The following is a 6,933-nucleotide window of genomic DNA, read 5'->3' as shown; positions in this document are numbered from 1 at the left end:
CCCGAGACGATGTTGGCGGCGGTTTCCATCTCGCCCACCGCCTGGACCACCACGTCGGTGACCCGCTTGATGGAGGATTCGATATCGTCGGCCAGCTGCAGGCGGGCCTGCTTGCGCTGGGTGCTGGCCGCCTTGTAGCCCTCCTGCTGGGCGGTGCGGGCTTCGGCGGCGCTGGCCGCCTCGTCGCGCAGCACGGCGATGGCGGCGACCAGGGTGCCGATCTCGTCGGTGCGGCTCGTCTTTTCCACCTCGGCGGAATAATCCTGGCGGGCCAGGCGCTGCGCCACGTCGGCCAGGTTCTTGAGCGGCGCGGCGATGTTGCGGGCCAGGGAGGCCACCAGGATCAGGGCGACCACCACGACGCCCAGCGCGATGGCGGCGAATTCCAGGGCGGTGGCGCGGAACTCGGCGTCGATGTCGTCGATGTAGATGCCGGTGCCGACGGTCCAGCCCCAGGGCTGGAAGGGCAGGGTGTAGGAGAGCTTGGGCACCGGAACGTCCGAGCCCGCCTTGGGGAACTTGTAATGGGTGGTGCCGCCGCCGGCCTGGGCGGCGGCGATCAGCTTGCGGATGAAGGGGACGCCGTCGGCGTCCTTGGCGTCGATGAAGTTCTTGCCTTCCCGCTCGGGCCTGGGGGGGACCATCAGGGCGGTGCCGTCGCCGGTGTAGACGAAGAAGTATTCCTCGCCCTGGTAGCGCAGGGGGCGCAGGGTCTCGATGGCCTGGGCCTTGGCGGTGTTCTCGTCGAACTCGCCGGCCTTGGCGCGGTCGTGGAAGGACTTGATGGTGCCCTGCGCCACCTGGCTCAGCGCCGCCACCTTGCCGATGCGGTCCTTCAGCATGGATTGCCGCAACTGGCTGAGCGCCACCGCCGACAGGATGGCGAACCCCACCACCGCCAGAACGGCGGTGGACATCAGTTTAAGCAGAATCCCGGACTTCCCCGACATGGTGTTCCTCTCCCCCCAAGAGCGGCTTTCCGCACGATTGGTTCGAGAGTAGCCTTGCCGGACAATAACTTCCAGTGATGAACGGTTACGCGCTTCAGCCGGGATTGCGCCGGGCGATCATGTTGACCGCCCGCATGCTGAGAACGACTTCGGCCCTCTGGTTGAGCACCTCGATAAACGAGGTGACCACGCCGCGGTCGGGCTTGGACCGGGAGGCGACGGCGTCCAGGACGGTGACCCGCACCGACAGCGCGTCGCCGGGTCGTACCGGCCGCACCCAGCGCAGTTCGTCGACGCCGGGCGAGGCCAGGCTGGCGCATTTGGTCAGGTAGTGGTCGGCATAGAGCCGCATCATCAGGCCGCAGGTCTGCCAGCCGCTGGCGATCAGGCCGCCGAAGACGGTATCCCTGGCGGCCACCGGATCGGTGTGGAAGTCCTGGGGGTCGTAGCGCCGGGCGAAGGCGATGACCTCGTCCTCCTCCACCGCGATGGAGCCGAATTCGTGCACGGCACCCGGCGCGTAATCCTCGAACCAGCGGTCGGTGATGGGGGAGGCGAAGGTCATCTCGGAGTCTCAGCCCTTGCGCTTGGCCTGCGCCTTGGCGCGAAGCAGAGCCCGCTCGTCCTTCAACTGCTCGGCGATCAGGAAAGCCAGTTCCAGCGACTGGGTGGCGTTGAGGCGGGGGTCGCAGGCGGTCTGGTAGCGGTCGCCCAGGTCGGCCTCGGCGACGCCGGTCATGCCGCCCGTGCATTCGGTGACGTCCTGGCCGGTCATCTCGAAATGCACGCCGCCGGCGTGGCTGCCCTCGGCCTTGTGCACGGCGAAGAAGGCGCGCACCTCGGCCAGGATGGCGTCGAACGGACGGGTCTTGTAGCCGCCCGCCGCCTTGATGGTATTGGCGTGCATGGGGTCGCACGACCACACCACCTTGCGGCCCTCGCGCTCCACGGCGCGGATCAGGCCGGGCAGCACCTGCTCCACCTTCTCGGCGCCCATGCGGGTGATGACGGTGATGCGGCCCGCCTCGTTCTCGGGGTTGAGGCGGTCGATCAGGCGCAGCAGGTCGTCGGCGCTCATGGTCGGGCCGGCCTTGAAACCCAGCGGGTTCTGCACGCCGCGCAGGAATTCCACGTGGCCGGCGTCCAACTGGCGGGTGCGCTCGCCGATCCACAGCATATGGGCCGAGCAGTCGTACCACTCGCCGGTGGTGGAATCGATACGGGTCAGCGCCTGCTCGTAAGGCATCAGCAGCGCTTCGTGCGAGGTGAAGAAATCGGTCTCGCGCAGTTGCGGCGTGGTCTCCGAGGTCATGCCGCAGGCTTCCATGAAGGCCAGCGTCTCGTCCAGGCGGTCGCACAGATCCTGGTAGCGGGCGGCCTGCAGGGTGCCGGCGACGCAGCCCAGGGTCCACTGGTGCACCTTGTGCAGGTCGGCATAGCCGCCCTGGGCGAAGGCGCGCAGCAGGTTCAGCGTGGCGGCCGACTGGTTGTACGAGCGGATCATGCGCAGGGGGTCGGGGATGCGGGCCTCGGCGGTGAACTCGCTGCCGTTGACGTTGTCGCCGCGATAGGAGGGCAGGGTGACGCCGTCGATGGTCTCGGTGTCGGCCGAGCGCGGCTTGGCGAACTGGCCGGCCATGCGGCCGACCTTGACCACCGGCATGGCGGCGCCATAGGTCAGCACCACCGCCATCTGCAGCAGCACCCGGAAGGTGTCGCGGATGTTGTTGGCGTGGAACTCGGCGAAGCTCTCGGCGCAATCGCCGCCCTGCAGCAGGAAGGCCTTGCCGTCGGCCACGTCGGCCAGCGACGCCTTCAGGCGCCTCGCCTCGCCGGCGAAGACCAGCGGCGGAAAGTTGCGCAAGCTTTCCTCGACCTCGGCCAGCTTGTCGGCGTCGGGATAGGTGGGAACCTGATGGATCGGCTTCGCGCGCCAGCTTTCCGGCGACCAATTCTCGGACATGGGACTTCCAATCTCCTGGCGTTCCGCGCCTCGCGAAACGAAAAATCCGTTCTCTACCTGACGTTTCGCGCCGAGCGAAACGGAAAAGCCGTTCTCTATACGACGCCGCAGGCTATATTTCCAGCCCGGACGACGGGATACGGGCATGAAAAATCCGAGGATCGAAATGAGCGGCACCGCCACCCACTGGCAGAATGTCTGGACGACCAAGCAGCCGGAGGAGGTCTCCTGGCATCAGGACGACCCGGCCCTTTCGCTGGGCATGATCCAGGCCTGCGCCTTGCGCCGGGACGCGGCCATCATCGATGTGGGCGGCGGGGCCTCGGTGCTGGTGGACCGCCTGGTGGAGCGGGGATACGTGCATGTGGCGGTGCTCGACATTGCCGGGGCCGCTTTGCAGACGGCGGCCGAGCGGCTCGGCCCCCTGGGCGACGACGTCAGCTGGATCGAATCGAGCGTGCTGGACTGGCGGCCGGTGCCCGGCCTGTTCGACCTGTGGCACGACCGCGCCGTGCTGCACTTCCTCACGGAGCCCGCCGATCAGGCCCGCTATGTGGAGGTGATGAAGCGGGCGCTGGGGCCGGGGGCGTCGGTGATCCTCGCCACCTTCGCCCCCGACGGGCCGGAGAAGTGCTCGGGCCTGCCCGTGTGCCGCCACGATTCCGCCAGCCTTGCCGCCCTGCTGGGGCCGGACTTCCGGCTGGTGGAGGAGGTGCTGCAGGAGCATGTGACGCCGGGCGGGAATGTGCAGAAATTCCAGTGGTGTCGGTTCGTCAGGGTTTAACGGATCAAGCTCCCGCTTCTTCCTTTGGTTCTGGTGGACTATCCTATCCGGATGGGGGCGCGTGGAAGGACGTTGATAATCCATGTTCTGGAAACGGGGTGAGCGGGGATTGCCCCAAAGGGTCTGGCAGACCGGCCTTCTGTTCGTGGCGTTCGTGGCCTCCTTCGCCATCTACGTCTATGGGGAAAAGCTGGTCGATCGCGCCAATGAACAGCGGCAGGTTTCCTATCGTCTGGCCGACCAGTTGCGTCAGTCCTCCGACGACCTGACCCGGATGGTCCGCTCCTACGTCGCCACCGGCAATGTGGCCTTCAAGCAGTCCTATCAGGATATCCTCGACATCCGCGACGGGGTGAAGCGGCGGCCGGACGGCTATGAGAACTTTTTCTGGTACCTGGCGCTGCAGACCCCGGATTTCGCCCGGCCCGAGGCGGGGAGCGGGGTTCCCCTGCTGGAGCTGATGCGCATGGCCGGGTTCACCGACGAGGAGTTCCGCCAACTGAACGAGGCCAAGTCCCGCTCCGACACGCTGACCGCGCGGGAGTTCGAGGCCATGCGGCTGGTGGAAGCCGCCGCTCCGGGGGATCTGGAAGCCCGGGCGGTCGCCATCGGCATGCTGCACGACGAGGCGTATCACCACGCCAAGGCGGCCATCATGAATCCCATCCGGGACTTCAATGATCTGGTGGAACAGCGGACGCTGGCCGCCGTCCAGCGCGCCGCGGCGATCGCCTTCGCCCTGCGGCTGACCTTCATCGCCCTTACACTGGCGGTGATCGTCTTCCTCTGGCTGATCTACCGTGAGACGCGGGTCATTCTCGGCGGATCGGTACAGCAGGTTCACGAGCGGATCACCCGCATCGGGCAGGGCGATTTCTCCCTTTCCGCCGCGCCTCCCGACGGCGGCGGGGACAGCGTGCTGGCCGGGCTGGAGCGCATGGCGGCCAAGCTGGGCGCCCTGGAGGGCGAGCGGGCGCGAGTCACGGCGGAACTGCGGGAGAAGAACGAGGCGCTGGAGCGCTCCAACGCCGATCTCGAGCAGTTCGCCTATGTGGCGTCCCACGATCTGCAGACGCCGCTACGCAACATTGTCAGCTATACCCAATTGCTGGAGCGCCGCTATAAGGGGCGACTGGATGCCGACGCCGACGACTTCATCGGTTTCATCGTCACCAATACCAAGAAGATGACCCAGCTGATCTTCGATCTGCTGGAATTCTCGCGGGCCTCGCGCCAGACGGAACCCCTGGAGCCCTGTTCGGCCGGCGAGGCCGTGGCTCAGGCCTTGAGCAATCTCGGGGTGGATCTGGAGAACAGCGGCGTCGAAATCTGCGTCGGCGACCTGCCCGAGGTGGCAGCGGTGCCGTCCCATCTGGTCAGCCTGTTCCAGAATCTGCTGGGAAACAGCATCAAGTACCGCTCACCCGACCGGTTGGCGCGGATATCGGTGACCGCCGAGCCGTCCACGCCGGGCTACTGGCGCTTTGCCGTCGCCGACAACGGCATCGGCATCGAGGCTCAGTACCACGACAAGGTGTTCGAGATCTTCCAGCGCCTCAACCCGGCGGCCGAGACCGAGGGAACCGGCATCGGCCTGACCCTGTGCCGGCGCATCGTCCATCGCTTCGGCGGCACCATCCGGGTGGGATCGGTGCCGGGCGGCGGCACCACGGTGTTCTTCACCCTGCGCGGGGTGTGACTACGGCAAATCGCCCCGTTCCGCCTTCTCCTGCGCCTTGGCCAGTTCGGCGCCCAGGGTTTCGTCCCTCGGGCCTTCCCAGCGGTCCAGGCTGACCAGGTCGGTGAGCGGCAGGCGCTTGCGCCAGCCGCGGGTCTGCAGTTCCGGCTGGGCGAAGAAGTGGCTGACGCGCCCCAAGCAGAGATAGGCCACCGGCACCACCCGCTCGGGCAGGCCGAGGATATCCTTGAGCGCCGGCTCCGAGATGATGGAGACCCAGCCGAGGCCCAGGCCCTCGGCGCGGGCCGCCAGCCACAAATTCTCCACGGCGCAGACGGTGGAGTAGAGATCCATGGTGGGAATGTGGGTGCGGCCCAGCACCACCGGCCCCACCCGGTCGCGGTCGCAGGTGACGCAGATGTTGACGGGCGATTCCAGGATGCCTTCCAGCTTGAGCGAGCGGTAGGTATCCCGGGCCTCGCCCTCGAACATCTCCGCCGCCTCGTCGTTGGCCTTGGCGAAGGCTTGCCGGATGCGGCCCCGCACCTCGGGCGAACGCACCAGGATGAAGCTCCACGGCTGCATGAAGCCCACCGAGGGGGCGTGATGGGCGGCCACCAGGATGCGGGCCAGCACCTCGTCGGGGACGGGATCGGGCAGGAACTGGCCGCGCACGTCGCGCCGCGACAGCAGCACCCGATAGAGGCCCAGCCGGTCGGCTTCGCTCAACGTGTCGTCGCCCTGGATGGCGGCGGCCCGATCTGTCATTCTTCGCTCCCTTTCCTTGCCCCGGCCAGGGGCGGGGGACTCGTTCCTGATCTCGACTGTAGCGCCACGATCTTCCATGACCAAGGACCGCGATCTCTGGGTGTTCGGCTACGGCTCGCTGATGTGGCGGCCGGGCTTCGACGCCGACGAAGTCTGCCGTGCCCGCCTGGATGGCTGGCACCGCGACTTCTGCGTCTATTCCCGCCACTGGCGCGGCACGCCGGAACGGCCCGGCCTGGTGCTGGGCCTGGACGAGGGCGGCTCGTGCCGGGGGCTGGCCTTCCGGGTGGCGGCGGCCCGCGCGGCGGACGTGATCGACTACCTCAATGAACGCGAACTGGTCGGTTACGCCTATGTGGCACGCTATCTGCCGGTTCGCTGTGACGATGGTCGTGTGATCGAGGCCTACACCTTTGTCGCCGATACCGGCCATCATCATTACGCCGGGCAGCTGCCGCTGGAGCGGGCGGCGGCCATCATCATGGACGCCGAGGGCCAGGGCGGGCTGAACCGCGACTACCTGATCAACACCATCCGCCAGCTGGAAGGCGACGGCTTCGCCGAGGCCGAGCTGCACGCCTTGCTGGTCGAGGTGGAGCGCCAGACCGGCATCATCGAGGCCGGCGCGGGCATCTGATACCCTTTGGAGCGCTGAGCCAAATATGAGGGGCGGCGCTCATGCGAGCATTGAGCGAGCGGCCAAGGGCGCGGAGGCGCCCGCCCGGCGAGGGCAAAACAAATAAAGCTAAAGCGTGATGCACATTTAAGGCATCACGCTTTATACCAAGCT

General features: G+C 67.2%; 7 protein-coding genes. 3 read left to right on the top strand and 4 right to left on the bottom strand.

Annotated elements, in window-relative coordinates:
- The 3 genes from H261_RS22045 to H261_RS22035 form a co-directional block, all read right to left on the bottom strand.
- A partial coding sequence (locus H261_RS22045) for a cache domain-containing protein (RefSeq protein ID WP_008622155.1) occupies positions 1-950 on the bottom strand: 950 nt, incomplete at its 3' end.
- Positions 951-1,044: 94 nt separating this feature from the next.
- Positions 1,045-1,515: a MaoC family dehydratase gene (locus H261_RS22040; protein ID WP_008622153.1), complete on the bottom strand. Its 471-nt coding sequence runs from the start codon at positions 1,513-1,515 to the stop codon at positions 1,045-1,047.
- Between the two features lie 9 nt (positions 1,516-1,524).
- Positions 1,525-2,913 (bottom strand): class II 3-deoxy-7-phosphoheptulonate synthase, encoded by a 1,389-nt coding sequence (locus tag H261_RS22035; protein WP_008622151.1) that lies wholly within the window; start codon positions 2,911-2,913, stop codon positions 1,525-1,527.
- Between the two features lie 145 nt (positions 2,914-3,058).
- Here H261_RS22035 and H261_RS22030 point away from each other — a divergent pair, with 145 nt between their 5' ends.
- Positions 3,059-3,697 (top strand): class I SAM-dependent methyltransferase, encoded by a 639-nt coding sequence (locus tag H261_RS22030; RefSeq protein WP_152427061.1) that lies wholly within the window; start codon positions 3,059-3,061, stop codon positions 3,695-3,697.
- Between the two features lie 82 nt (positions 3,698-3,779).
- Complete coding sequence (locus H261_RS22025; RefSeq protein WP_152427060.1) at positions 3,780-5,396, top strand: sensor histidine kinase; 1,617 nt, start codon at positions 3,780-3,782, stop codon at positions 5,394-5,396.
- Here H261_RS22025 and bluB read toward each other — a convergent pair whose 3' ends face one another.
- Positions 5,397-6,143, bottom strand: a complete 747-nt coding sequence (gene bluB, locus H261_RS22020; RefSeq protein WP_008622140.1) for a 5,6-dimethylbenzimidazole synthase — start codon at positions 6,141-6,143, stop codon at positions 5,397-5,399.
- 76 nt (positions 6,144-6,219) lie between these two features.
- Here bluB and H261_RS22015 point away from each other — a divergent pair, with 76 nt between their 5' ends.
- Positions 6,220-6,780 (top strand): gamma-glutamylcyclotransferase, encoded by a 561-nt coding sequence (locus H261_RS22015; protein ID WP_008622130.1) that lies wholly within the window; start codon positions 6,220-6,222, stop codon positions 6,778-6,780.
- Positions 6,781-6,933: the final 153 nt, after the last annotated feature.

This window comes from Paramagnetospirillum caucaseum, from assembly GCF_000342045.1.
Classification (GTDB): domain Bacteria; phylum Pseudomonadota; class Alphaproteobacteria; order Rhodospirillales; family Magnetospirillaceae; genus Phaeospirillum; species Phaeospirillum caucaseum.
Note: the sequence above shows the minus strand (reverse complement) of the source record. Positions and strands in the feature narration are given on the sequence as shown.

Coding starts and splice junctions, on each gene's coding strand:
- H261_RS22040 (WP_008622153.1), bottom strand. CDS start 1,515: ATGACCTTCGCCTCCCCCATCACCGACCGCTGGTTCGAGGATTACGCG.
- H261_RS22035 (WP_008622151.1), bottom strand. CDS start 2,913: ATGTCCGAGAATTGGTCGCCGGAAAGCTGGCGCGCGAAGCCGATCCAT.
- H261_RS22030 (WP_152427061.1), top strand. CDS start 3,059: ATGAAAAATCCGAGGATCGAAATGAGCGGCACCGCCACCCACTGGCAG.
- H261_RS22025 (WP_152427060.1), top strand. CDS start 3,780: ATGTTCTGGAAACGGGGTGAGCGGGGATTGCCCCAAAGGGTCTGGCAG.
- bluB (WP_008622140.1), bottom strand. CDS start 6,143: ATGACAGATCGGGCCGCCGCCATCCAGGGCGACGACACGTTGAGCGAA.
- H261_RS22015 (WP_008622130.1), top strand. CDS start 6,220: ATGACCAAGGACCGCGATCTCTGGGTGTTCGGCTACGGCTCGCTGATG.